This window comes from Promicromonospora sp. NFX87 (assembly GCF_048564965.1).
In the GTDB taxonomy this organism is placed as follows: domain Bacteria; phylum Actinomycetota; class Actinomycetes; order Actinomycetales; family Cellulomonadaceae; genus Promicromonospora.
In genome coordinates this window covers 1,068,238-1,091,723 of the sequence record NZ_CP183413.1, presented here as the reverse complement: position 1 = coordinate 1,091,723, position 23,486 = coordinate 1,068,238, and the positions used below count along the sequence as shown (strand labels likewise).

General features: G+C 71.8%; 20 protein-coding genes, 2 tRNA genes and 1 pseudogene. 4 read left to right on the top strand and 19 right to left on the bottom strand.

Annotated features, from left to right (window positions below; all coding sequences use genetic code 11):
* The first annotated feature begins 25 nt into the window (after positions 1 to 25).
* Together ACNYC2_RS04810 and cyoE are read left to right on the top strand one after the other, a co-directional pair.
* Complete coding sequence (locus tag ACNYC2_RS04810) at positions 26 to 877, top strand: LysR family transcriptional regulator (protein ID WP_419705927.1); 852 nt, start codon at positions 26 to 28, stop codon at positions 875 to 877.
* 104 nt (positions 878 to 981) lie between these two features.
* A complete protein-coding gene (cyoE, locus tag ACNYC2_RS04805) occupies positions 982 to 1,932 on the top strand; it encodes a heme o synthase (protein ID WP_419705926.1) in 951 nt (316 codons plus the stop codon).
* A gap of 11 nt (positions 1,933 to 1,943) precedes the next feature.
* On the opposite strand, the gene ACNYC2_RS04800 is transcribed toward cyoE, so the two are convergent.
* The 7 genes from ACNYC2_RS04800 to ACNYC2_RS04770 all read right to left on the bottom strand — a co-directional run bounded on the left by ACNYC2_RS04800 (position 1,944) and on the right by ACNYC2_RS04770 (position 11,095).
* Positions 1,944 to 2,777, bottom strand: coding sequence for an HAD family hydrolase (locus ACNYC2_RS04800; RefSeq protein WP_419705925.1), 834 nt, complete (start codon positions 2,775 to 2,777; stop codon positions 1,944 to 1,946).
* A 206-nt stretch (positions 2,778 to 2,983) separates the two neighbouring features.
* Positions 2,984 to 6,412 (bottom strand): ALF repeat-containing protein, encoded by a 3,429-nt coding sequence (locus ACNYC2_RS04795; RefSeq protein ID WP_419705924.1) that lies wholly within the window; start codon positions 6,410 to 6,412, stop codon positions 2,984 to 2,986.
* A gap of 24 nt (positions 6,413 to 6,436) precedes the next feature.
* Positions 6,437 to 6,979, bottom strand: a complete 543-nt coding sequence (locus ACNYC2_RS04790) for a hypothetical protein (RefSeq protein WP_419705923.1) — start codon at positions 6,977 to 6,979, stop codon at positions 6,437 to 6,439.
* 89 nt (positions 6,980 to 7,068) lie between these two features.
* Positions 7,069 to 9,018 carry a S1 family peptidase gene (locus ACNYC2_RS04785; RefSeq protein WP_419705922.1) on the bottom strand — a complete coding sequence of 650 codons (1,950 nt, stop codon included), beginning with the start codon at positions 9,016 to 9,018 and terminating at the stop codon, positions 7,069 to 7,071.
* Between the two features lie 198 nt (positions 9,019 to 9,216).
* Positions 9,217 to 9,924, bottom strand: coding sequence for a helix-turn-helix transcriptional regulator (locus ACNYC2_RS04780; RefSeq protein ID WP_419705921.1), 708 nt, complete (start codon positions 9,922 to 9,924; stop codon positions 9,217 to 9,219).
* 349 nt (positions 9,925 to 10,273) lie between these two features.
* A tRNA-Ala gene (locus ACNYC2_RS04775) sits at positions 10,274 to 10,346 on the bottom strand.
* A gap of 122 nt (positions 10,347 to 10,468) precedes the next feature.
* Positions 10,469 to 11,095 carry a superoxide dismutase gene (locus ACNYC2_RS04770; RefSeq protein ID WP_419705920.1) on the bottom strand — a complete coding sequence of 209 codons (627 nt, stop codon included), beginning with the start codon at positions 11,093 to 11,095 and terminating at the stop codon, positions 10,469 to 10,471.
* A gap of 252 nt (positions 11,096 to 11,347) precedes the next feature.
* Between ACNYC2_RS04770 and ACNYC2_RS04765 the strand changes: the two genes are divergently transcribed.
* Positions 11,348 to 12,994, top strand: a complete 1,647-nt coding sequence (locus tag ACNYC2_RS04765; RefSeq protein WP_419705919.1) for an alpha/beta hydrolase — start codon at positions 11,348 to 11,350, stop codon at positions 12,992 to 12,994.
* A gap of 161 nt (positions 12,995 to 13,155) precedes the next feature.
* Here the strand turns inward: ACNYC2_RS04765 and ACNYC2_RS04760 are convergent, their stop codons facing one another.
* From ACNYC2_RS04760 to rplU, 12 genes and pseudogenes are all read right to left on the bottom strand, one after another.
* Positions 13,156 to 13,599 carry a hypothetical protein gene (locus ACNYC2_RS04760; protein ID WP_419705918.1) on the bottom strand — a complete coding sequence of 148 codons (444 nt, stop codon included), beginning with the start codon at positions 13,597 to 13,599 and terminating at the stop codon, positions 13,156 to 13,158.
* 304 nt (positions 13,600 to 13,903) lie between these two features.
* A tRNA-Ala gene (locus ACNYC2_RS04755) sits at positions 13,904 to 13,976 on the bottom strand.
* 149 nt (positions 13,977 to 14,125) lie between these two features.
* The gene (locus ACNYC2_RS04750) at positions 14,126 to 14,791 is read right to left on the bottom strand and encodes a histidine phosphatase family protein (RefSeq protein WP_419705917.1); all 666 of its coding nucleotides are present in this window, start codon (positions 14,789 to 14,791) and stop codon (positions 14,126 to 14,128) included.
* Entirely contained in the window at positions 14,788 to 15,225 is a 438-nt protein-coding gene (rsfS, locus tag ACNYC2_RS04745) for a ribosome silencing factor (RefSeq protein ID WP_357448398.1), read from the bottom strand. The genes ACNYC2_RS04750 and rsfS overlap by 4 nt, the downstream gene beginning before the upstream one ends.
* The gene (locus ACNYC2_RS04740; protein ID WP_419705916.1) at positions 15,222 to 16,418 is read right to left on the bottom strand and encodes a hypothetical protein; all 1,197 of its coding nucleotides are present in this window, start codon (positions 16,416 to 16,418) and stop codon (positions 15,222 to 15,224) included. Before ACNYC2_RS04740 ends, rsfS begins: the two co-directional genes overlap by 4 nt.
* A gap of 16 nt (positions 16,419 to 16,434) precedes the next feature.
* Entirely contained in the window at positions 16,435 to 17,049 is a 615-nt protein-coding gene (gene nadD / locus ACNYC2_RS04735; protein ID WP_377225141.1) for a nicotinate-nucleotide adenylyltransferase, read from the bottom strand.
* Between the two features lie 45 nt (positions 17,050 to 17,094).
* On the bottom strand, positions 17,095 to 17,247 hold the full coding sequence (locus tag ACNYC2_RS04730) for a hypothetical protein (protein WP_165827280.1): 153 nt from the start codon (positions 17,245 to 17,247) through the stop codon (positions 17,095 to 17,097).
* Between the two features lie 125 nt (positions 17,248 to 17,372).
* Positions 17,373 to 18,719, bottom strand: a complete 1,347-nt coding sequence (locus tag ACNYC2_RS04725; RefSeq protein ID WP_419705915.1) for a glutamate-5-semialdehyde dehydrogenase — start codon at positions 18,717 to 18,719, stop codon at positions 17,373 to 17,375.
* 150 nt (positions 18,720 to 18,869) lie between these two features.
* Positions 18,870 to 20,034, bottom strand: a pseudogene (proB, locus tag ACNYC2_RS04720) (glutamate 5-kinase).
* A gap of 193 nt (positions 20,035 to 20,227) precedes the next feature.
* Complete coding sequence (gene obgE / locus ACNYC2_RS04715; RefSeq protein WP_419705914.1) at positions 20,228 to 21,748, bottom strand: GTPase ObgE; 1,521 nt, start codon at positions 21,746 to 21,748, stop codon at positions 20,228 to 20,230.
* Positions 21,749 to 21,876: 128 nt separating this feature from the next.
* Positions 21,877 to 22,134: a 50S ribosomal protein L27 gene (gene rpmA, locus ACNYC2_RS04710; protein ID WP_108495115.1), complete on the bottom strand. Its 258-nt coding sequence runs from the start codon at positions 22,132 to 22,134 to the stop codon at positions 21,877 to 21,879.
* Positions 22,135 to 22,225: 91 nt separating this feature from the next.
* Entirely contained in the window at positions 22,226 to 22,534 is a 309-nt protein-coding gene (gene rplU / locus ACNYC2_RS04705; RefSeq protein WP_419705913.1) for a 50S ribosomal protein L21, read from the bottom strand.
* A gap of 295 nt (positions 22,535 to 22,829) precedes the next feature.
* Between rplU and ACNYC2_RS04700 the strand changes: the two genes are divergently transcribed.
* Positions 22,830 to 23,429, top strand: coding sequence for a protein-L-isoaspartate O-methyltransferase family protein (locus ACNYC2_RS04700; protein WP_419705912.1), 600 nt, complete (start codon positions 22,830 to 22,832; stop codon positions 23,427 to 23,429).
* The last annotated feature ends 57 nt before the right edge of the window (positions 23,430 to 23,486 follow it).

Here is a 23,486-nt window from a genome sequence, read left to right as displayed (position 1 = left end):
CGCCCCGCCGGGAGATACTGGCGCCGTGGACACCCGCGCCCTGCTCAGCCTGGCCACCGTCGCCGAGACGGGCTCCTTCTCGCGGGCCGCGAGCGCCCTGGGCTTCACCCAGTCCGCGGTCTCGCAGCACGTCGCGGGTCTCGAGCGGACGGCGGGGACGCCGCTGCTGACCCGGCGCCCGACGGTCACCCCGACGCCTGCCGGGCGCGAGTTCCTGCGGCATGCCCGGCAGATCCTGGCGCACGAGCAGGCCGCGCGGGCCGCGGTGGCCCGGGTGACCGGGCACGACGAGGACACGCCGGTCTCGGTGGCCGTCACACCGGCCACCGAGCGGCTGCTCCCGGTCGGCGGGCGACTTGCCTCCGTCGTCGTGGTCGACGCCGCCGCGGCGGCCGCCGCCCTCATGTCGGGTGGGACCGACGTGGCGGTCGTGGACGGCATCGCCGCACCGGGCGACCCGTTGCCCGGCTCGGGCCCGGACCTGGTCGTTCGGGTGGTGCGGGAGGCGCCGATCGGCGTGCTGCTCCCCGCCACCCATCCCCTCGCGCGGCGATCAGGGATCGATCTGGCGGCGCTCACCGACGCGCGGTGGCTCGGTACGACCGGTGCCACCTGCTCGACGGCGGAGCTGGCGTCCGCTGCCAGGCTGAGCCTGCGTCGCGGCACCACGTACACCGGGACCTCGGCGGACACGGTCGCGGCGCTCGTCCGCGGGGGCCACGGCCTGCATGCCGTGCCGTCGAACGCCGTCCCGCCCGCTGGCCTCGCGATCGTCCCGCTCACGGCCCCGCGGCTGGTGCACCGCACCGAGGTGCGGGTGCACGCGGGGCCGCGGGCCGCGGTGCTGGCCCTGGCGGATGCCGTGGGGCGGCCGTGAACCATCCCGCGGCGCCCGCTCACGTAGGCTGAGCCGGTGGATCCGAGAACACCCCTCAGCTCGAACGGCGGGTTCTCCCGCGTAGTGGTCCGGACGCACGCCGGATGACCGCGATCAAGCAGGCCCCGACCCTGACCGGCGTCGACGGGACCGACGGGGCACTCGCGGCCCGGGCTGACGGCACGACCTTCCGTGACACGCTCACGCGCTACTACTCCCTGACGAAGCCCGGGGTGCTCTACGGCAACGTGCTGACGGCGGCCGCGGGCTTCCTGCTCGCGAGCCGCGGGCAGGTGGACCTCTGGCTGTTCGCCGCTCTCGTCGTCGGCACGACGCTGGTGATCGCGTCGGCGTGCGTGCTCAACAACGTGCTCGACCGCGACATCGACGGCGTCATGGACCGCACCAGGAAGCGGGCGACGGTCACCGGCAGCATCGGGGCGCGACCCGCCGTCGTCTTCAGCGTGGTGCTCGGCGTCGTCGGCATGGCGATGCTCGTCGCCTGGACGAACTGGCTGGTGGTGGCCGTCGGGCTCGGCGGGTTCGTCGTCTACGTCGTGCTCTACGGGATGCTCTCGAAGCGCCTCTCGATCCACGGCACGCTCGTCGGCAGCGTCTCGGGCGCCGCACCGGTCCTCGCCGGGTACGTGGCGGTCTCCGGTGTGGTCGACGTCGGCGCGGTGCTCGTCTTCCTCGCCGTCTTCCTCTGGCAGATGCCCGAGTTCTACTCGATCGCGATCTACCGGCACGAGGAGTACGCCAGGGCCGGCGTCCCGGTCATCTCGGTGGTCCGGAGCATCCGGAACACGAAGATCCAGATCCTGGCCTACACGGTGGCGTTCGTCGTCTCGACCCTGCTCCTGCCCGTGTTCGGCTACGTCGGGATCGTCTACACCGTGGTGATGGGCGCGGTCGGCGCCTACTGGACCTGGCTCGGCATCGCCGGGCTCCGGGCGGACGACGACGACCGCTGGGCGCGACAGATGTTCCGGTTCTCGCTCGTGGCCGTCCTGGCGCTCTGCCTGATGGTCTCCATCGGGCCGGTCCTGCCCTGACGGCTCGGGGCCTACTGCTTACCCGCGATCGAACGCAGCACGTCCACCACACCGTGCTCGGTGATGCTCCCGCACACCTCACCGGCCGCACACCGGACCTCGGCCGGCGCGTTCCCCATCGCGACCGCGCGGGCCGCCCACTCGAACATCGGCAGGTCGTTGTGCCCGTCACCGACCGCGATCGTGTGCTGCGGGGCAACTCGTAGACGACGGCGAACACGTTCCAGGGCGCTTGCCTTCGACAGGCTCGGCGCCGTCAGGTCGAGCCAGTCACCGGGCTCGGTGGTCGAGCCCAGCGTGACGGTCACGTCGAACCAGCCCAGCTCGCGCCCCAGCCGGGCGACGTCGGCCGCGTGCACGACGGCGCGCGTGGTGGGCGCGGCCCACAGGTCAGGGGTGCGCCCCACGACCTGCTGCCGGCCGTTGAGCAGCCCGTCCGGGAACGGGGCGTTGACCTGGTAGCCCTTGCCCAGGACCTCGGTCGCGAGCAGCGCGTCCGGAATGGCGTCGCGGGCCCGCTGCAGTACGCGGCCGGCGTCGAACCGCACCGCGTCCTCGACGATCAGACGGCTGTCGACGATGCACGCGGTCACCGCGCCGTTGGAGCAGATCACGCGGCCTCGACGCAGCCCGAGCCGCTTGACGATCGGCGCCACCCCGACCAGGGACCGGCCCGTCGCGATCACCACGTGATGGCCCGATGCGACAGTCGCCTGGACCGCTGTCACCGTCGCGTCAGGAATGTGCCCGTCCAACGAGAGCGTGCCGTCGACATCGAGCGCCACCAGGCACGCTGTCGTGGCGGGTGGCGTCGTCGGTGGCGCGGTCAGGGCTTTCTCGGTCACGGTCTTCTCCCGTAGGGGCGAGTCCTGGAGTGCCCGACGCCTGGGGGTCTGCGCCGGTATGCCCAATCTCGCCTTGAAGAGGGGGACGTCGTAACCGCATTCGCGGGCCGTCTTGGGGACATTTCAAATGTCCGGAACATGGACGCCAGGCGTCCCCGCCCGGCTGGCGGGCGGGGACGCGTGAGGGGTGTGCGGGTGCTCGGGACCTACCAGGTCCAGTAGCCCTGGAACGCGCTGATCCCCGAACCGATGGAGTCGCCCAGCTTGAGCTTCGACAGCGTCAGGTCGACCACGTCCTGGCCGACGTCCGGAACCGTCTTCTTGATCATCTTCTCGATGATCTTTCCCTTGGTGTAGTAAGACGACTCGACCACGAAGGCCGCACGGGCGTCCTGGTACTGCTTGCTGTGCTTGCCGTACTGCCGCCGGGATGCCCACGAGTTCAGGCCGGACTCCAGCAGGACGAAAGCGCCGAACGTCTCCGAAGCGAGCATCGCGTACTTGTCGGTCCCCTTCGTCCTGGCGAAGATGCTCTTGTCGACAGCCGATTTCACCGTAGCCGTCATCGTGGCGGAGTGACTCCAGATCTGCGCCCAGTTGATCTCCGTCCCCGACCAGTCGGGTGCGTCCGGGTCGCGGCCCTCGTAGCAGTAGACGACGGCGTCGCCCGAGGTGAGGTCCTGGAAGTCCTCCCGGGGATCAGTCACGAGATCCTCGTGGCCCTGCTTCCGCTCCGCCTCCTGCTCGGTCTTCACCGCGTCCTCCTGCTGCTTGCGCACGTACGCGACGATGGCGGCCTGCTGGGCGGCGGTCGCCGCCGCGGCGGCGTCCTGGCCCGCCGCGAGCGCGGCCGCCCGGGCGCTGGACGCCGAGCGCTGCGCGTCGAACGCGGACACGGTGGCAGAGCTCGCCGAGATCATCGCCTGCCGCACCGCGTAGTTCGCGGTCCGTCGCGCGTCCTGTGCCACGGCGGCCGCCTGGCGTGCCGACGCGGCGGACTGCCGGGCCGCGTCCGCCGACTCCTCGGCGGCATCGGCGTGCGACCGCGCCTCGGAGGCTGACGCCTGGGCCCGCGCCGCCCAGGACGCCGCACGCTCCCGCCACATCCTCGCCTCGTCCGCGGCTCCGTTCGCCGTCGCCGCCGCGTCCGACGCACGGGCCGCGTCCGCCCAGGCTTCCTCGACGGTCACCGCGGCACGCGCGAGCATGGCGGCGATCGCGGAGCGGTGCGCCTCGCGGTCCTGGTCGAGCCGCGCCATGTGAGGCTTCCCGGACGTCACGAACGCGTGCCGCATGGCGGTCGTCCCGTCGAGCGCGATCTGGGCGGCCCCCTGGGTGTAGGGGCCGCCGGTGTCCAGGAGGGCCAGGATCTCGGCCCGCTCGTCCTCCTTGAGCGCCACGAAGAACCCGTTCTTCAGGAAGCTCTGCAGCACGGCCGGCCGCCCGTCGTCCAGCGCCGCCCCGGCGGCGGCCCGCACGGCACGGCCCGGGGCCTCGGCGAGGATCTCCAGGATGCTCGCCCGGTTGTCGTCCACGCCCGCGACGGCAGCCCCGCCCCGGACGAACGCGCGCACTGCGTCCTCGCTGTCGCCGGCCAGCACCGCAGCCGCGGCCCGGGTGACCGCCGCGGGCGACGCGGCGGAGATCGACTTCGCGGTCTCCCGGTCGTCGAGGCGCAGGGCGCTGACCCGGTCGGTGCTGATCCACACGAGCTCGTCCTCGTCGGAGCCGGCCAGCATGCGTTCGGCGGCCGTCCTGGTCCAGGTGCTCGGTGAGTCGAGCAGCAGCACGGCAGCCCGCCGCCCTGCGTCGAGCGCGGTCGGCACGTCCCCGGCCGCGTGGGCGGTCTCCGCCTGGGCGATCAGGGCCCGCAACTCCTCGGACTGCAGGGCCTCCTGGGTGCGGTCCTTACTGGCACGGGTGATCCGGGTCGCCTCCTCCTCCGCATCCGCCTGAGCCCATTGGACGGCCTGCGCAGCATCGTCCGCCAGACGGTCGAGCTCCGCCTGCGCCGCGTCGGCCGCTACCGTGGCGGCCTGGTCGAGCGCGGCCTGGGCCGCCTCCGCCGCGGCACGAGCCGCCGTTGCCGCCGTGTTCGAGCGCTTGGCGTACTCGATCGCGTCGCCGGCGTGGTCCGCCGCCTCGTCGGCCGCCGCCGCCGCGTTTCGCGCGTGTGCCGCGGCACCTCGGGCGGCGTCCCGGGCCGACTCCGCTGCCTGAGCCGCCTTGCGGGCGAGGGCGGTCGAGATCCGTGCCGCGCTCGTCGCGCGTTCGGCCGCCGCGTCGGCCTTGGCCGCCTGGCGACGCGCCTCGGCGGCCTCGCTCTGTGCGACACCCGCGGCGTCTGCCGCCGCGGACGCCGCCAACGCCGACTCCGCCGCGTTGACCGCCGCGGACGCCGCGGCGCTGCCCGCCGCTGACGCGTTCCACGACGCGGTGGCCGCCGCGTCGGCCGCACCCGCGGCCGAGTCCGCGAGGACTGCGGCGTCGCGGGCCGCCTCCGCGGCCTGGCGTGCGGCACCGGCGTTCGCGGCGTCCTTGGACGCCGCGATGGACGTGCTGTAGGCGCGGGCGGCGGCGCGGCTCGCCGCCCCTGCGGCGGACGCCGCCGCCTGTGCGGCACGCGTCGCCCGGTGCGCCGCCGACTGTGCCACGCGTGACGCGTCGATCGCGGTGGTGGCGGCCTTCGCCGCACCGTTGGCCGCGCGGGCGGCCCGCTTGGCCGCACGGGCGGCACGAGCGACGTCGTCGCCCGCTGCCTCCGCCTCGGCCTTCGCCTCGAGCGCCGCCGCCTTGGTCCGGGCCGCGGCGTCCACGGCCCGTTCCGACTGGAGCACGGCGTCGTCGGCGCTGCGGGTCGCGCGCCGGCTCTCGTTCTCCACGATCGTGAGGAGCTGGTCGATGGTCGCCGCTTCCTCGTCCCGCGCCCTGGCGATGTACTGGCCGGTGACCAGGAACCACGTGATCGCGTCCGGGTCGGCGTCGTCGAGGGCCCGCTGCGCGTACTCGGCGACCCGGGGTGTTGCGGTGCTCAGGATGCTGAGCACCTCGGCCCGGTCGTCCTCGTCCTGTGCGTCGTACTGGCCGTCCTCGATGAACGCGCGCAGCACGGCGGTGGTGCCGTCGTCCAGGGCCGCCTGGGCGGCACGTCGGACGGCGGTGCCTCCGGTGCTGTGCACCGACAGCGCCTCGGCGCGGTAGTCCTCCTGCACCGCGCCGCTGAAGCCGCCGGACAGGAAGGTCGCCACCGCGGCGTCGCCGCCGTCGAGCGCCGTGCTGACCGCCGACCGGACGGACCGGCCGGAGAACGGTACGGAGTCGAGGAGCGCCGCGCGGTTGTCCTCCGCCGTCGCGGCGGCCAGGCCGGTGGCGAGGAACGTCGCGACGGCCGCGTCGTCGCCCCTGAGGACGGACGCGGCAGCGTCCCGGACGGCTCGGCCGCCGGTCTTGTACGCCCAGACGACGCGGCCGCGGTCCGTGTCCGGCAGGCCTGCTCCCTCAGGGATGTCGGACGATCCGGTCAAGGCGACCGCGGGCGCAGCAGCGCACGCCACACCCGCCGGAAGGAGGGGGATGAAGGCCGCGCCGGCCATCGTGGTCAGCACCTGACGTCTGGTCCAGTGCGCAGGAGACATGATCGTTCCTCTCTGTCGGTGCGGTCAGATACGGATCTCGACGAGCGTGTAGTCGAGATCGTCGTGCTCGGCGGTCTCGCCGATGGGGCTCCAGCCGCCCGCCGGGACGTCGTAGGTGTGGGTCTCGCCGTCCAGCGTCATCGTCACCTCGGCGTCGAAGCTGCCGGTGCGGATGCCGTTGGCTGCGGGGATGCTCACCTTGAGGTATCCGGTCGGGCCGTCGACCCGGAAGCAGATGTAGTCGCCGGCACCGTCACCGTCGTAGTCGGGGAAGCCGCGGCCCTGGAGCCGGAGGTTCGCGTCGGTGCGGCCGGTGCAGTCGCCCAGGTAGACGATGTGGCCGTCACCACGGATCAGCTCGATCCCGTACTGCGCCACCTCCGCCTGCACGGCGGCCGGATAGCTGAAGTCCTCCACCGCCGACGGCGGCAGTTCCTCGGCAGCGATCCCCGTCTGGGTGGCGTCGGCGTTCGCCGAGAAGGCGAACAGGGCTCCGACCGCCACCGCAGCGGCTGCCAGTACCCCGAGGGCGGCCCGCGGCGCGGACCGGGTCATCGTGACGTTCATCTGTCTCTCCTTGCAGGTCAAGAGTTCTGGAGCCGGGTGGTGCGGCGGAGTCTGGGTCACGCCGCACCACCCGGGGACGGGGAGGGCGCCTACCAGCGCCCGTTGAACAGGCCGGTGCCGACCTGGATGTTCTTGAATCCGGTGGTGGTGACGGACTTGCTGTACGTCAGCGTGATCTTCCCGGTGGCGCCGACGGCGATCTCCGGGTTGACGTAGAAGTTGCTGTCAGCGCTCGGCGTGGCCGTGATCGGCGGTAGCGTGTCGGCGGTCGTGCCGCTTGCCGTGAAGCCCTGGACGAGCACCTCGCCGCTTGCACGCACCGCCAGGACCACGCGGCGCTGGCTGTCGACACCCACCCTCGGCTGCGCCGCGCGGAGCGACGACAGCGTGATCGGGCCGGGGGTGCCGCCCGCGGTGAAGGAGCGCACCGCTACCTGGTCGGTCCCGTTCTCGTCGGTGTCCCAGGCGACGGCGAAGTGCCCGTCGTAGTTCGCCGCGATGCTCACGTCCCGCTGCACGCCGGTCCGGTTGGTGTTGACGACGTAGCCGGGCAGCACCTCGGCCCCGCTCGGGGCGAAGCCGCGCACGGCGACGTCCACGTCGCCGTTCGCGTTGTAGTCCCGGTCCCAGGCGACGATCGCGTTGCCGTTCGCGCCCATGGCCACGTCGGGGTTGCGGCTGCTGCCGTTGGTGCTGACCTGCTTGTCCCACGCCATGCCGGACCCCACGCTGTTGAAGTAGGCCACCCGCACCGTGTTGGCCTCCGTGGACCCGAAGTACCCGTACTCGTAGGCGACGGCGAAGCCGAGCCCGTCGGGGTCGATGGCGATCCGCGGCGTGATCATCTGCCGGGTCATGGCGGTGTTGACATCCTGGTCGCCGTTCTGGGTGCCGGTGGAGTCGAACGACTTCACCCGCGCCTCGGACGTCCCGTCCCCGTCGTGGTCGGCCATGAACGCCACGATCGCCGTGCCGTCGTTCCGGATTCCGACGTCGGGGTGCCGGAACCTCCAGCTCTTCGGCTCGTCGTAGACGGTGACGGCCTTCGTGAACCTGGTGACGCCGTTCTGGTAGACCTTCAGCCAGACCCGGGAGTGCAGGTCGTCGGCCGGGTCGGCGCCGTCGTCCCCGGTCCACACCACCGCCGTCCAGGTGCCGTTGTGGGAGACGGCTACCGAGGAGTTGTCCTGGTGGACGGTGGAGGTGCTGTGCGCGGCCGACCAGGTGACCGGGTAGTGGTTCGCCACCAGGTCCAGGGCCCAGTCGCGAACGTCGGTGACCATCGTGGCGACCGCCCCGGTGCGCGTCTCTGCAGGGTCCGCGCCGAAGCACCCGGCCTGCCAGGACCGGCTGCTGACCGCGACCAGGGAGACCTCTCCGGACACCGTGCGCAGCACCGGGCCGCCGGCGTCCCCGGCGCAGACCGCCGCGCCGCCCTGACCGGTCAGGGCGACGTCGCCGCCGGTCACGGTGTCGACGGCGAACGCGCCCGACTTCAGGTGCAGCGGCGCCCACTCCGTGGCCGTGCGCCCGTAGCCGAGCGCGGTGAACGTGTTGCCCGCGGCGGGCGAGGTCACGCCGAGCGTCACGGGCGTGACGCCCGTGACCGGTGTCTCCAGCCTGGCCATCATCAGGTCGCGAGACTCGTGCGGGACCAGCTCGACCACCGCGCGGACGGCCCCGGTCGTCGTGGTCAGGTCCGGGCGCCCCACGGTCGCCGTCACCGGCTGTGCCGGCTTGCCCGACGGCGGGTCGCCGGCGCCGGGTGTCGCCTCGAAGCAGCTCGCGGCAGTCAGCACCCAGCCCGGGGAGACCAGCGCACCGCTGCAGGCCCGGTTGCTGTCCCCGGTACCGATGTCCAGCCGGACGGCGAACGTGTGGTCCGCCGACGGACCGACGACGGCGGTCGCCGGCATCGCCACGGACATCGTGAGCGCGGACACCGCGAGCACGGACACGGCAGCCGTCATCGTCCTGTATGCCCGGTCGAACCGGTGCGCGATCATCAGCGCCCCGCGCGCATGGGTCTTCGGTCTCATTCTCGTCCTCGGTCCTGGGGAACCCACCAGGAGCTCGCCCCGGCGGGTGCGACACCGACGCATCGCGTACAGAGGGTGCACCAGCCAGTGGGCCGAAGTTTGCAGCATCCTGCAACGCCGCGCGCCGGGTCCGCCGGCGGCGATCCCGCGGGACCTGGCGGGTCCTGACCGAGGGCCAGGACACCGTGGACCAGACCGTCAGCCGCCTGCGGGGCGGATCCCCAGCCGCTCGCGCAGGCGTACCCCGGCCACGAACCGGTTCGGCGCGTCCAGCATGCTGAGCACCACGGCGATCTCCGTGCGCACGGTTCGGACGCTCACGCCGAGCCTCCGGGAGATGTCGTCGTCGGAAGAGCTGGTGAGCATCAGCGCGATGACACGGCGCTGTCGCACGGTCAGGTCCGCCAGTGCCGCTGTCTCGGCGTCACAGGGATACATGCCGCTCACCGCCGCGTCCCAGTACCCCCGGGCCGCCGCCAGGCACGCCGGGTCCTCGACGTCGATCACCGTCATCTCGCCGGCGACCCTCGGCCCTTCGAGGAGCACACTCCGCCGGTCGATGATCTTCATCGGGAGCGGCGCGTAACTGAAGAAGTACGCCGACGGATCCTCGCCGGCGAGCATGAGCCGGACATCGGGATCGAGGCCAGAACGGTGCCACACGCTGGTCATCCGCAGGCCCGCCTTCATGTGATAGGCGTTGTTCGGAAGGCTCACCGAGAGCTGCTCGACCGTGCCGGAACTGCGGATCGAATCCAGTACGCGCCAGGACCCCGCCGCCTTGACCATCGCCACATTGACGTCCTGCGCACCGCGCCCGAGGAATCGCGCGGCGACACGCTGGCCACGTTCCATCGCGCTCACCACCCTGGACCGTTCCACCTGCAGGCGCGCGAGCGCGTCCATGACCCGAAGCCGAAGGCGTGTGAACTCACCGTCGAGACCGAACGCCGAGAAGTCCAGGTTCAAGGACTCGGGCACGTCCCCACCCGCACTCGTTGCCGCGACCACACCCATCATGAATCTCCCTCGAAATCGATCGGGAAGGGACTCCCCACCACGATCGCAACGGACGAGAACCGAATTATCGGCCATGATCTCTGCCCGGCACATTGACGCCCCCGGCTGCCACGTCGAATTCACCCGGTCGAATCGACCACGGAGATCGGGGCGACCTGCTGCGCAAATGCTGAGAGGCCATCTCGTTCCCCCTCTTTCGAGGGGCACGAGATGGCCTCTGAACCAGATGTTTCGGTGGAGCTGGGGAGACTCGAACTCCCGACCCCCTGCATGCCATGCAGGTGCGCTACCAGCTGCGCCACAGCCCCGAAAGGGTGTTCGCCCACGTGGGCGAGCGTCGTCAGTCTAGACCGATGAGGCCGCTGGGACCAAAGCGAGCCTTCGCCGCCCGACGCCGCCCACCAGGGCGACCCTTCACCGTCCCGCACGGTCACGCCGCGGTGATGAGGCTTCCCGTGGTGGCGCGCGCCCGGTCGAGCCTGCTTGCGACGTCGGACCAGTTCGCCAGGTTCCAGAACGCCTTGACGTACTCGGCCTTGACGTTGAGGTAGTCCAGGTAGAAGGCGTGCTCCCACATGTCGAGCATCAGCAGGGGCGTGACGCCCAGCGGCACGTTCGCCTGCTGGTCGAACAGCTGGAACACCAGCAGCCGCCCGCCGATGCTGTCCCAGCCGAGCACGGCCCAGCCGGAGCCCTGGATACCCGTCGCCACCGCCGCGAAGTGGGCCTTGAACGCCGCGAAGCTGCCGAACTGGTCGGCGATGGCCGCCGCGAGCTCGCCGTCCGGCTCGCCGCCGCCCTCGGGCGAGAGGTTGTGCCAGAACACCGTGTGGTTGGTGTGCCCGCCCAGGTTGAACGCGAGGTTCTTCTCGTGCAGGTTCACCGCGGCGAGGTCGCCGGTGTCCCGTGCCGCGGCCAGCGCGTCGAGCGCGGCGTTGGCGCCCGCCACGTACGCGGCGTGGTGCTTGTCGTGGTGCAGCTCCATGATCCGCCCACTGATGTGCGGCTCGAGCGCCGCGTAGTCGTAGGGCAGGTCAGGCAGGGTGTAGACAGGCATTTCCGGTCCTCTCATCGCAAGATGTCGATACGTCCGACGCTAGAACCTCAACCCCGGTTGAGGTCAATGGCACCGACGCCGACGGGACGGTGATCGTCGACACACCCGCCGTCGGCCCACCCACCATCGACCCACCCACCGTCGGCACGGTGACCCGCGTCACAGCACCGAGCGGTTGACCCTGTTCCTGGAACACGGTCTGGAGTGGATCTCGCACGTGTCGAGCAAGAGCGACCGGACGAGGGGTGCGAGATGGATGCACGACGGATGATCAGGGCCGGGCTGGCGCTGGCGGCGACGGCGGGGCTCGCCGGATCGCTGCTGGCCGCGCCGGCCGCCGGCGACGAGGAACGGACGAGCGGGCCGGAGTGGGGAGCCTGTCCGGCGGACATGCCGGAAGCAGCGCGGGCACAGCTGGAGTGCGCGACGGTCCCCGTACCGCTGGACTACGACCAGCCCGACGGGACGACGATCGAGATCATGATCTCCCGGCTGGCCAGCACGAAACCCGCTGACCGGCAGGGCGTACTGCTCCTGAACCCCGGCGGGCCTGGTGGCTCGGGCCTCTCGCAGCCGGCGGACATGAGCGGGCTCGGCATGCCGTCGACGGTCCTGGACGCCTACGACCTCATCGGCATGGACCCGCGCGGGGTGGGCCACTCGGCACCGGTGAGCTGCGGCTTCACGGTCGAGCAGAACTACCCGGGCAACGTCCCGCGGTACGCCGAGGACGCCGCCGCGGTCACCGAGCAGGCACGGTTCGCGCGGAAGATCGCCGACCAGTGCGCGGCCAACGACCCGGAGGGCCGCATGCAGCACATGACGACGGCCAACACCGCACGCGACATGGACCAGATCCGGGAGGCGCTCGGCGAGGAGAAGCTCAGCTTCTACGGCGCGTCGTACGGCACTGCGCTGGGCGCCGCCTACGCCTCGCTGTTCCCCGAACAGGGCGACCGGATAGTGGTGGACAGCAACCTCGGCGCGACGTCGCTCGACCGGGGCAGCCTGCGCAGGTTCGGGCTCGGCATGGAGGACCGCTTCCCCGACTTCGCGACCTGGGCGGCGCAGCGGCACGACAGCTACGGGATCGGCCGGACACCCGGCCAGGTGCGGAAGAACTTCCTCGCCCAGGCGGACCGTCTCGAGCGCCGGCCCGTCGCGGGGATCGACGGCGGCACCTTCCGGTTCTACATGTTCGTCGCGGCCTACGGCGACAGCAGCTTCCCGATGGCCGCGCAGCTCTGGCAGTCGCTGGCCGACGCCGACGCGGCGTCCGCCCGCCGGTACGCGGAGAAGCTGGAGCCCGTCGCGGGCGCGCCGCGCGCGGCGGACGCCGTCCAGCAGCCCGCCGGGGAGGCGGCGACCCCCTCGCCCTACGACAACACCTGGTCCGCGTTCCTCGCCGTCACCTGCAACGACACCGACTGGGCCGAAGACGTCAGCACCTACCGGCGCGCCGTCGCCGTCGACCGCGAGCGTTACCCGCTGTTCGGTGCGGCGGCGGCGAACATCACGCCGTGCGCCTACTGGCACAACGACCCGGTCGACCCGCCGGTGAAGTTCGCGGACGAGGGACCGGAGAACGTCCTCGTGCTGCAGAACCTGCGGGACCCGGCGACGCCGCACCGGGGCGGCGAGATCGCTCGCGAGGCGTTCGGCGACCGGGCCCGGCTGGTCAGCGTCGACAGCGGCGGGCACGGGGTCTACGTCTATGACGACAACCCCTGCGCGCTGAACACCACCACGCGGTTCCTGCTCGACGGGAACCTGCCGGGGTCGGACGTCTTCTGCGGGGCGTCGACGGCGTCGGGCCTCGGGCTGGACGACGCCGGCCGGCGGGAGCGCGCGGAGACCCTGGTCAGGCTGGACCAGGGGCCGGGAGCAGCCTGGCGGTAAGGCTGCAGTGCTGGCACCAGCACTCAGGAGCGGTGATCTCGTCCTGACCGGCACGCCGTGCCACGAGATCACCGCTCCCGTTCTTCAGCCGGACTCGCCCGGCATCGACGCCAGGGTTACCAGCTGCTCCCAGCTACCCACGGATCCGGGCCAGACCGTACTCAGCAGAAAGGACCATAGACGTCGTCGCTGTCGACGATGTAGCTGCCGCCTCGGTTCTTCATGTCCAGACCGAATGCGACGCAACGGTCAGACGAGGAAACGGTGACCGTGAGAGGTCCCGCATACTCGTAGAAGTGTCCGTAGTCCTCATCGAGGAGGTCCACCGTGGTCCGGCCGAGCGTTTCGTAGACCTTGAGATTCATCCACGTCTGCGTGCCGTTCAGTACTCCGTACTTGAGCGAGCGGACGCAGTACCGGGTGTTGCTCAGCTTGTAGATCCCGGTGTGGGCGACGACGTTGTCCGTCACGCTGCTGCGGTGCGTGATCGTGTCGATTCGCGTACCCGCACACGTGCCGGCGGCTGTGGCCGAGTTCGGCGCCACGATGAGCGCGCCGACCACGAGCGCGAACGTCAGCAGTGCTCGGGTGAGTTTCTGAACCATGAGTGCCTCCTGTATTCACGTGGGGACCTGACCGCCCCGGCGCTGGCAGACGAGCGCTGCTGCGCCTGGTCACGGATGGCGGCGCACGTTGCGGCGCCGGAGACCACCGCCAGTACACGGCCGGTCTGCCCGTTGCTTCGTAGGACGCAGTGAACACCAGCCGCGCGGACGCAGCTTGCAGGAACCTGCAAGCCCTCCGGGAGTCTCGTCCGGGACGGGCGCCGAACTGGTGAGCCAATAGCGAGAGGCCATCCCTTCCTCCTTGTTACAGGATTCCGTAATGGCCTCTGACCAGGTGTTTCGGTGGAGCTGGGGGGACTCGAACCCCCGACCCCCTGCATGCCATGCAGGTGCGCTACCAGCTGCGCCACAGCCCCGAACTGGTCTCCCCCAGCCATCCGGCCGGGCGAGCGTGGTTAGTCTATGCAGACCTACGCCAGGGACCAAATCAAAACCTGCGTGCGTTCCATCACGCCGACGATCCGGCCGACGATCCCGCCGACAGCCCCGCCGAGAACCCGGGCACCTACTGCCGGGCCTCCGGCCCTGACTGCCAGGTGTCGAGCGGGTATCCGGCGCCCACGTTGTGCGCGACGAGCCGCCAGGCCGGTGCCGCGCCCGGCGCGGAGGCGTGCAGGTGCGACCAGTGCACGTTGTGCAGGCCGTGCAGCCCACGCCAGGTCGCCGGGTCGAGGCCCAGCAGCCGCGTGATCGCCTGGGTGATCGCCGAACCGTGCGAGACCACGACCAGGGTCTCCCCCGCGCTCAGCGCCTCGGCGTGCCGCAGCACCGACTCCTCCATCCGGCGGGCGACCACGTCCTTGGACTCGACCCCCTCGACCGGGGGTTCCCCGCCGCTCCGCCAGACCGCGTGCTCGTCCGGCCAGCGCTCGGCGATCTCGGCGTCGGTCATGCCCTCCCAGATGCCGAACGAGCGCTCGCGCAGCCCGGCGTCGGTCACGACCTCCAGGCCCACGTGCCGCGCGTAGGCGGCTGCCGTGTCCCGGGCACGCCCGAGGTCGCTGGCGACCACGAGGGAAGCCTTGTGCGACGCCGCGAGGGCCGTGGCGCCCTGCTCCGCCTGCCACCGCCCGACCTCGTCGAGCGGGATGTCGATCTGACCCTGCAGCCGCAGTCCCGCGTTGTACGCGGTGCGCGCGTGGCGCAGCAGCACTACCGTCCCAGCTGTCACCGGCGCGAGTCCCCCGCCAGGTAGATGGCGCCGTCGTCGGGGTCGCTGTACTCGCCGGTGTCGCCGCCGCCCTGGGCGTCCTCCGGGAGGTCGATCGCCGGGCAGTCCTTCCACAGCCGCTCGAGCGCGTAGTACGTGCGGTCCTCGGCGTGCTGCACGTGCACGACGACGTCACCGAAGTCGATGAGCACCCAGCGCGCCTGCGCCTTGCCCTCCCGGCGGATCGGCTTGACGCCCTCCTTGAAGAGCTGCTCCTCGACCGCGTCGACGATCGCGGAGACCTGACGCTCGCTGGCACCGGACGCGATGAGGAACACGTCGGTGAGCACCAGCTGCTCGCTCACGTCGAGCGCGATGATCTCCTGCGCCTTGACACTGCTCGCGGCTCGCGCAGCGATGATCGCAAGCTCTGTGGCCCGCTCCGTAGCGGTCATGCCGCATCTCCTCCGTTGAAGCCGGGCAGGCTGCCCGGCAGACTGCCCAGCAGGCCGGCAGCGCCCGTGACGGCGCCGCTGTCGCCCTTGAGCACCAGGTTCCAGATCAGGAGGCCCAGCACGAATGCCACGACCACCAGGATGATGTAGTGCAGCCAGGTGTACTGCGGGCCCTCGTCCTCCTCCTCGTCCCACTCCTCCTCCACCTCGCGGCGGGAGTTGCGGGACGGCGCCGCCGGGCCGGCAGCGAACTGGCCGCCGGGTGCGCCCGGGAACTGCTGTCCAGGACCGCCCACCGGGCCGGAGCCGGGGCCGCCAGGGCCGCCCGCCGCACCGGGACGCCCGGGGAACGGGGAACCGGGGGCCGTGGGCGCCCCGCCCGGCGGCAGCGACTGCGGGGCCGCCGCGGCACCGGCCTCCCAGGGAAGTGCGGGCGCGGGAGCGCCGCCGGCCATCGGACCGCTCGACGGGCCTCCGGCCGGCGGGGCAAGGCTCCCGGGACGCTGCTGGCCGAGGCCCGCAGGTGCTCCGGGTCGCGTCCCGAACGGTGACGGCGGGCCCGACGGCGACTGGGTGGGCCCGGAAGGAGGGGGTCCCCACTGCGCCGTCTGGCCGGGGTCGCCGGGCCGGCCGGCAGCCGGCGGCATGCCAGGACCGGGGCCCTGCGGAGCGTTCTGCCCACCGAACCTGCCCGACCGACCCTGCTGCGGGGCGGGTGGCACGGGCGCGGCGGACGGACGGGCGCCGAACGGGCTGGGCGGCCCGCCCTGCGGGCCTTGTCCGCCCGGGCCCTGCTGGCCGGGGCCACCGGGACCCGGGGCCTGCTGGCCACGACCGGGAGCGAAGCCGCCGGGGCCGGACGGCGCGGCACCCTGGCCACCAGGACCGGACGGCGCGGCACCCGGCCGGCCCTGTCCGGGCGCACCGGGGGCGTACGGCGGCGGGTTGCCGCCAGGCTGCTGCACGGGTGTCAGGCGACCGGTCGCGTCCACACCGCGCGAGCCGCCCGTCGCCTGCGGGGGGCGGGCGACCGGCGGGGTCTGCGGCGACCAGCCGCCGCCCTCGGGCGCGGGCGCGCCACGGTGCGGAGGCTGCTGCTGCCCGCCCTGGGGCGGATAGGCGCTGCCACCGGTACCACCGGCGGCTGCGGCCGCAGCGGCAGCCTCACGCTCGCGAATCTCGCGGCGCGTCATGGGACGACCATTGTTGTCACTCATCGTGAAGACCTCGATACAGTCCGTGCTTGGCGATGTACTGGACCACGCCGTCAGGCACCAGATACCAGACCGGCAACCCCTCCTCGGCCCGACGACGGCAGTCGGTCGAGGAGATGGCTAGCGCAGGCACCTCGAGCGTCGTCACACCGTCCCGAGGAAGCCCGTCAACGGAGAGCTTGTGCCCTGGCCGTGTGACAGCGACGAAGTGTGCCATGTCCCACAGCTTCTCGGCATCCTTCCACCGAAGAATCTGCTGGATGGCGTCCGCACCAGAGATGAAATAGAGGTCCGCCTCCGGCCGCTGCTGGCGCAGGTCCCGGAGGGTGTCCACCGTGTAGGTGAGGCCCGCTCGGTCGATGTCGACGCGGCTCACCGTGAAGCGGGGGTTCGACGCCGTCGCGATCACCGTCATGAGATAACGGTGCTCGGCCTGGGTGACCCGCTGCTGCTGCTTGAATCCCGGTCGGCCCGTGGGGACGAAGACGACTTCGTCCAGCCCCAGGTGGGCGACCGCCTCGCTGGCGGCGACGAGGTGGCCGTGGTGGATGGGATCGAACGTACCGCCCATCACCCCGATGCGCGGCCTGCTCCCAGTAGGGGCACTCATACCGTGGGTGCACTCATCTGGTCGTCAGGCTCCCCGTCAGGCGGATCAGTGTCGGTTGCCGACGTTGCGGAACGCGTACGTGACGACCAGCGCGGCCACGAGGGAGCCGAAGGCGATCAGGCCGAGGACGATCGGTGCGATCGGCTCGTTGGCGTGCTCCGTAGCGGCCTCGGCGGCCAGGACAGCGTTGTGCAGCACGGGGGTTCCTCCCAGTCGGACGTGCTCAGGTGGGCTTTAGTCTCTCACGGACGAATTGCGGCCTGTACATCGTGGCACTGGGCCGCAAGGAGATCCTGGGGAAATCTCCGGACGCCGACGGGCCGTCACGGTTTGACGTGCCCGTCCCCCGTCACCACCCACTTGGTGGTGGTGAGCTCGGTCAGTCCCATGGGACCACGAGCATGCAGCTTCTGCGTGGAGATACCGATCTCGGCGCCCAGGCCCAGCTCGCCGCCGTCGGTGAACCGGGTGGACGCGTTCACCATCACCGCCGCAGAGTCGACCTCCGCGACGAACTTGTCGGCCGCCGCGATGTCGCGCGTCACGATCGCCTCGGTGTGCCCGGAGGACCAGGTGCGGATGTGCTCGATCGCCTCGTCGAGCGACGGCACCACCCGGACGCCGAGCTCCAGCGCGAGGTACTCGGTCGCCCAGTCCTCGTCCGTCGCGGGCACCATGTCGGCACCGGCCGGGGCGAAGGCCATGGCCGCCGGGTCGCCGTGCAGCACCACACCGGCGTCGGACAGCGCGGTGAGGGCCGCCGGGAGGAAGCCGGCCGCGGCGTCCTGGTGCACGAGGAGCGTCTCCGCGGCGTTGCAGACGCCTACCCGCTGGGTCTTGGCGTTCATCACGATCGCGACGGCCATGGCGACGTCGGCGGTGGCGTCCACGTAGACGTGCACGTTGCCGACGCCCGTCTCGATCACGGGCACGAGGGACTCGCGGACCACCGTCTGGATGAGGTCGGCGCCGCCCCGCGGGATGAGCACGTCCACGAGGCCGCGGGCGCGCATGAGCGCCACGCCGCCGGCCCGGCCGTACGCGTCGATCGTCTGGACGAGGTCGGCCGGCAGGCCCTGCGCCGTCAGCGCGTCCCGCATCACCGTGACGATCACGTCGTTCGACGCCGCCGCCGCGCTCCCGCCGCGGAGGATCACCGCGTTGCCCGACTTCAGCGCCAGGCCCGCGGCGTCGACCGTGACGTTGGGCCGGGCCTCGTAGATCATGCCGACGACGCCCATGGGCACGCGGACCTGGCGCAGGCGCAGGCCGTTCGGCAGGGTCTGCCCGCGCACGACCTCGCCGACCGGGTCGGGCAGGCCCGAGACGTCGCGCAGCGCGTCGGCGATCTGCGCGATCCGCTCCGGGGTCAGCGCGAGGCGGTCCAGGAGCCCGTCGGACATCCCGTTCGCGCGCCCCCGCTCCAGGTCCTCGGCGTTCGCGGCCACTATCCGGTCCGCGGCGCCGACCAGGGCACCCGCGATCGCGCCGAGCGCTGCGTCCTTCGTCATGCGGTTCGCCGTGGCGAGGGTGCGCGACGCGACCTTCGCACGCCGGGCGACGTCGCGCACCGCTGCGGTGACGTCCACCTCCGCGGCGCCCGACGGCGGCGTGGCCGCTCCGGTGCTCTCGCCTCCGGCAGGTATCGCGTCGTGGATCGCTGTCGTCATGCTCCGAGAGTACGTCGGGCGAGGACCGGAGCCGAGGGCGAATCCGTGGTGTGGACGGTCGGCGCCGTCATGCAACGGACCGAAGTCAATGACGGGTCTGTGCAACGGACCGAAGTCAGCGACGAGCCGGGGAGATCACGGCCGCACCTGTCAGCCGGCCGGCCGGTCGAGCACCAGGTCGTCCCGGTGCACGACCACGCGGTCGTAACCCTCCCCCCAGCTCCTCGCGGAGCGTGTACGTGGAGCGCCCCAGGAGCGCGGGGAGGTCGCTCGCGTCGAAGGCGACGAGCCCGCGCGCGACCACCGTGCCGTCGGGCCCGACGAGCTCCACCGGGTCACCCGCGTCGAACTGGCCCTCCGCCTTCGTGATCCCGGCCGGCAGGAGCGAGGCGCGGCCGCCGAGCACCGCACGCGCGGCGCCGTCGTCCAGGTGGAGGCGGCCCTCCGTGCGTGCCGCATGCGCGATCCACAGGCGGCGCGCCGACGTGCGGCGACCCGTGGCGGAGAAGAAGGTGCCGACGTCGTCCCCGGCGAGGGCGGCCGCCGCGTTGCTCGCGAGCGTCAGGACGGTGGGGACGCCCGCGCCGGTGGCGATCCGTACCGACTCCAGCTTTGTGACCATGCCGCCCGTGCCGACGGCGCTGCCGCGCGCGGTCACCTCGACGCCCGCGATCTCGGCGAGGTCGTCGACCTGCGGGATGCGCCGGGCGCCGGGGCGCGACGGCGGCGCGTCGTGCAGGCCGTCGACGTCCGTCAGCAGCAGCAGCGCGTCGGCCCGCACGAGGTGCGACACGAGCGCGGCCAGGCGGTCGTTGTCGCCGAACTTCAGCTCGTCGGTGGTCACGGCGTCGTTCTCGTTGATGACCGGCACCACGCCGAGCACGAGCAGACGTTCGAGGGCCCGCTGCGCGTTGCGGTAGCGGGCGCGGCGGACGGTGTCCTCGGCGGTGAGCAGGATCTGGCCGATCTGGATCCCGAACGCCGCGAACTCCTCCTGGTACCGGCCGGCGAGCTGGCCCTGGCCCACGGACGCCGCCGCCTGCATGGTGGCGAGGTCGCGCGGCCGCGAGCCGAGACCGAGCGGGCCGATGCCCGCCGAGACCGCGCCCGAGGTCACCAGCACTATCTGGGTGCCGGCGGCCTGCCGGGCGGCCAGCACCTCGACGACCCCGCGCAGCGCGCCGACGTCGAGGTGCCCGTCCGGGCCCGTCAGGGACGACGAGCCGATCTTGACCACCACGCGCCGGGCGCCGGCGATCACGGACCGGGCGCTCGGGGCATCCTGGGGGCTGACCGAGGGTTCGATGGAGCTCACGCCCCCATCCTCGCCGGAGTACCGCCCGCGACGCGCGGCCATTTCACGCACCGGTCACCCGCCACCGCCGAGACAGAACTGTGGCGAGGGTCTCGACAAGCTCGACCACCGGTGGTCGAGCTTGTCGAGACCCCCCGCCAGGTTCTATCTCGCCACAGTTCTACCTCGCCAGGGTTCTACCTCGGCGGAGTGGTCACTCGGAGTCCGGGTCCGTCCAGTGGCCGGCCTCGCGTTCGGTCCACAGCTCGCGCCGGGCCTCGGACTTGGCGTCCATGCGCTCGTTGAACTCCCGGCGCTTGTCGCCGCGCGTCGGCCGGTCGTTCTGCTCGAGACGCAGGTCGGTGCCGCGGCCACCGAGCAGCTCCGGACCGGTCTGCAGCGTGGGCTCCCAGTCGAAGACGACGGCGTTCTTCGGGTCGCCGATGCGCACCTCGTCGCCGGCGACGGCGCCCGCCTTGAACAGCCCGTCCTCGACGCCGATCTTCGCGAGCCGGTCGGCGAGGAAGCCGACGGCCTCGTCGTTGTTGAAGTCGGTCTGCTTGACCCAGCGCTCGGGCTTGGTGCCGCGCACCTCGAACCAGTAGCCGGTCTCGTCGCCACCGAGACGGCGCACGGTGAACCGGGCCTCGTCGACGGCGCGCGGGCGCAGCACGACCGGGGCGGGCGCGGGCGGCGGCGCCGCGGCGCGGGCCTTCTCGACGGTCTCGGCCAGCGCGAACTTCAGCTCGCGCAGGCCCTCGTGGCTCGCGGTCGAGATCTCGAAGACGCGCAGCCCGCGCTCCTCGAGGTCCGACTTCACGAACTCGGCGAGCTCGCGGGCCTCGGGTACGTCGATCTTGTTGAGCACGATGAGCCGGGGGCGCTCGTTGAGCGGCACCCGGCCGCCCTCGATGCCGATGTCCCCGGCGTACTTGGCGAGCTCTTCCTCGATCACGTCGAGGTCGCTGATCGGGTCACGACCGGGCTCCAGGGTGGCGCAGTCGAGCACGTGGACGATCATCGCCGTGCGCTCGATGTGCCGCAGGAACTCCAGACCGAGGCCCTTGCCCTCGCTCGCACCCGGGATCAGGCCCGGGACGTCCGCGACGGTGAACCGCGACTGACCGGCCTGCACCACGCCGAGATTCGGCACCAGGGTGGTGAACGGGTAGTCGGCGATCTTGGGCCGGGCGGCGGAGATCGCGGCGATCAGGGACGACTTGCCGGCGCTCGGGAAGCCCACGAGCGCGACGTCGGCGATCGTCTTGACCTCGAGCTCGATCTCGGCGGTGTCGCCCTCCTCGCCGAGCAGCGCGAAGCCGGGGGCCTTGCGCGTCTGCGACGACAGCGCCCGGTTGCCCAGTCCGCCCTTGCCGCCCGGGGCGACGACGTACTCGGCGCCCTCACCCACGAGGTCCGCCAGGACGTTGCCGTCCAGGTCCTTCACGACGGTGCCGTCCGGGACCTTCAGGATCAGGTCGCCGCCCTTGCTGCCGTCCTTGTCGCCGCCCATCCCCTGGGTGCCCGACGTCGCCCGACGGTGCGGCGAGTGGTGGTACTCGAGCAGGGTGGTGGTGTTCGCGTCGACGACGAGCTTGACGGAACCGCCGTCGCCGCCGTTGCCGCCGTCCGGCCCCGCGAGGGGCTTGAACTTCTCGCGACGGATCGAGGCGCAGCCGTTCCCGCCGTTTCCCCCGGCGGCATGAAGCACCACCCGGTCTACGAAGCTGGCCATGTCTCGATCCTCTCAAAAACTGCTCAGGCACACACTGCACATGCAGAGCGGCCCGCTACGAGCCGCTCGAGAAAAAGGCGAAGGGGGCACACCGTCACCGGTGCGCCCCCTTACGCGGAAGCCGGTACTCAGGCCTCGACTGTCACGATGTCGATGACCTTGCGGCCACGACGCGCACCGAACTGCACGGCGCCGGGGGTGAGGGCGAACAGCGTGTCGTCCTTACCGCGGCCGACGTTGATGCCGGGGTGGAAGTGGGTGCCGCGCTGGCGGACGATGATCTCGCCGGCCTTCACGACCTGGCCACCGAAGCGCTTCACACCGAGGCGCTGGGCGTTGGAGTCACGACCGTTGCGCGAGGAGCTCGCGCCCTTCTTGTGTGCCATCTCAGGACCTGTCTTTCGCTACGAAGGAGAAGAAGAAGTATCTGGATCTCGCGCGGACTCACTCATCAGACGAGGAGGTCCGCAGCGGAAGTCACTTGATGCCGGTGACCTTGAGCCGGGTCAGCGACTGACGGTGACCCTGACGCTTGCGGTAGCCGGTCTTGTTCTTGTACTTGAGGATCGTGATCTTGGGACCCTTCTCGTCCCGAACGACCTCAGCGGTGACCTTGACCTTCGCCAGCTTCTTCGCGTCGGTGGTCACCTTCTCCCCGTCCACGAGCAGGAGGGCAGCGAGCTCGAGGGTCTCACCGGGCTTCGCCTGGACACGGTCCATGACGACGATGCTCCCGACGGACACCTTCTCCTGACGGCCACCAGCCTTGACGATCGCGTAAACCACGTTCAACTCATCTCTCTAGTCTTGGCGTGCGCGCACGACGGGATCCACCGGCTTTGCTGTGACTCGCTCCGCCGCGGCGGTCGAGTGCGGTGCGCCATGGGCACGCAGGACGGGTGCGCAGACAGCACACCGAAGCACTAGGTTACGCGACGCCCCCGACGGGTTCAAACCGACGGGAGCGTGGCCTTGCCCACCCTGTGTCGCGACCCTCCACCACGGGCGGTCGCCGAACCGCTGGGGCGGGCACCTGGCGACCTCGATCCGCCTGTGCCTACCCTGGGACCGGGTGATCCCGATGGCCTCTGAACCGGTAGCAGTGCACGACGACATCGAACGCGCCATGCGCGCGGTCCCCCGCAGGGAGTTCCTGCCGCGCTCCCAGCGGCCGCTCGCGCACGAGGACCGCCCGCTGCCCATCGGGCGCGGGCAGACCTCCTCGCAGCCCGCGACGGTCGCCGCCATGCTCCGCCTGCTGCGCGTACCGCTCGGCGCACGCGTGCTCGACGTCGGCTCCGGCTCCGGCTGGACCACCGCGCTGCTGGCCTACCTCGCCGGGCCCCAGGGCTCGGTGCTCGGCGTGGAGCGCGACAGCAGGCTCGCCGAGTGGGGCGCGGCCAACCTCGCACGCACCGGGATGAGCTGGGCGAGCATCGAGCAGGCCACGCCCGGCACGCTCGGGCACCCCCGGCCCAACGGCTGGGACCGGATCCTCGTGTCCGCCTCGGCGCCCGCGCTGCCGCGCGCCCTGGTGGACCAGATCGGGTACGGCGGCCGCATGGTCATCCCCATCCGGACCACGCTGCTGCTCATCGAGCGCCTGCCCGACGGACGCACCCGCGCCACCGACCACGGCGGGTACCGGTTCGTGCCGCTCGTCGAGGACCCCGAGCCGTGAGCGAAAGTCCGTGCAAATCGGATTTTCCGGATCAATTCGGAATGGAATCGGCAAGTC